Annotated in this window: 3 protein-coding genes; all 3 read right to left on the reverse strand. The window is 67.1% G+C overall.

Translation table 11 applies throughout. The features are described from left to right. Window positions 1-470 (reverse strand): 2-oxoacid:acceptor oxidoreductase family protein (locus IEY86_RS35835; protein WP_189136079.1); only part of this gene is annotated, 470 nt, incomplete at its 3' end. A gap of 102 nt (window positions 471-572) precedes the next feature. Continuing rightward, window positions 573-1,232: a LuxR C-terminal-related transcriptional regulator gene (locus tag IEY86_RS35840; RefSeq protein ID WP_308425213.1), complete on the reverse strand. Its 660-nt coding sequence runs from the start codon at window positions 1,230-1,232 to the stop codon at window positions 573-575. Between the two features lie 213 nt (window positions 1,233-1,445). Next, window positions 1,446-1,735: sensor histidine kinase (locus IEY86_RS35845; RefSeq protein ID WP_373287156.1), on the reverse strand; the 290-nt coding region annotated here is incomplete at its 5' end.

Raw genomic sequence — 1,735 nt, forward strand, 5'->3', positions numbered from 1 at the left:
TTGGCGATGGCGCGTTTGGTGAACTCGTCGGTGTTGACGATGATCTCGGCGCCGCGCGGCAGGTCGGGCAGATTGGCCTTCAGTGCGGCGGGGTTCATTGCGACCAGGACGTTCGGGGCGTCGCCGGGGGTGAGGATGTCGTGGTCGGCGAAGTGGAGCTGGAAGGAGGAGACGCCCGGCAGGGTGCCCGCGGGGGCTCGGATCTCGGCGGGGAAGTTCGGCAGGGTCGACAGGTCGTTGCCGAACGACGCGGTCTCGGAGGTGAACCGGTCCCCGGTCAACTGCATACCGTCACCGGAGTCGCCGGCGAACCGGATGATCACCCGATCGAGGCGCTTCACCTGCTTGTGGACCGTCCCGGAAGCCCGGCCGGGGGCCCTATCCTGCGGCTCGCCGTCCTCCGGCGAATCGGAGGCGGCACCCTCTTCTACCGAATTGACCTGTTCTGGTGGGCTGACCTGCCTGGTCACTGCGAAAGACCTCCCTCGAGGCGGCGGATCAAGTCCTTCCTCGGACTTTTCCTTCCTTCATGCCATGTTACGTCGGAAGGAAAGCAAACCTTCCTCTTTGATTCACGAATTGAGATACGTAAGAACTGCGAGTACGCGTCGGTGATCTCCTGTGCTCGGGGCAAGCCCGAGTTTCAGGAAGATATTGCTGACGTGCTTCTCCACGGCGCCGTCGGAGACCACGAGCTGCTTGGCGATCGCCGAGTTGGTCCTGCCCTCGGCCATCAGCCCGAGTACCTCGCGCTCGCGGGGTGTCAGAGCCGCCAGGACATCCTGCTTGCGGCTGCGGCCGAGGAGTTGGGCGACCACCTCCGGGTCGAGCGCGGTGCCACCGCGGGCCACACGGACCACGGCGTCCACGAACTCCCGGACCTCGGCCACCCGGTCCTTGAGCAGGTAACCCACCCCGTGGCTGCTGCCCGCCAGCAACTCGGTGGCGTACTGCTCCTCCACATACTGGGACAGCACCAGGACCCCGAGACCGGGATGGTCGTGGCGCAGCGCGACCGCCGCGCGCACCCCCTCGTCGGTGTGCGTGGGGGGCATGCGCACGTCCGCCACGACCACGTCGGGCAGCTCGCCCGCCGCGGCCATCTCGTCCACGACCTTGATCAGGGCGAGGGCGTCCCCGACGCCCGCCACCACGTCATGGCCGCGGTCGGTCAGAAGCCGGGTCAGCCCCTCTCGAAGGAGCACCGAATCCTCGGCGATGACCACACGCACACAGTCCTCCACGACCTGCAACCCCCGGTGTTCGATTTCTTGTCCCAGCATTCCAGCATTCCAGCATTCCAGCATTCGGACCGCTGTGGTGGCCCAACGGCTGACCCGCTCAATTCTCCAGGGGTTTCCTCACGCACGGATCCGGCGCCGGGGGCAGGCCGACCGCGAGCGCGGTACCGCACCCGGGCGGTACCGCGCTGAGGGGATTGTCGGTCAGGCGCGCCAGGGCAGTTGGGCCGTGATCGTGGTGGGGCCGCCGACCGGGCTGTGGGCGACCAGTACCCCGTCCACCGCTCCTATTCGATCGTGCAGACCGGCGAGACCGCTGCCGCGGGAAGTGTCCGCACCCCCCTTGCCGTTGTCGGTCACCTGGAGCATCAGATGGTCGTCCGAGCGCCAGACGTCGACATTCGCGTGGGTGGCTCCGCTGTGTTTGCTGATGTTGGTGAGGAGTTCGGAGACGGTGAAGTAGGCGATGCCTTCGATGGCGGGTGCGGGGCGGG

Source organism: Wenjunlia tyrosinilytica (assembly GCF_014646055.1).
GTDB lineage: Bacteria > Actinomycetota > Actinomycetes > Streptomycetales > Streptomycetaceae > Wenjunlia > Wenjunlia tyrosinilytica.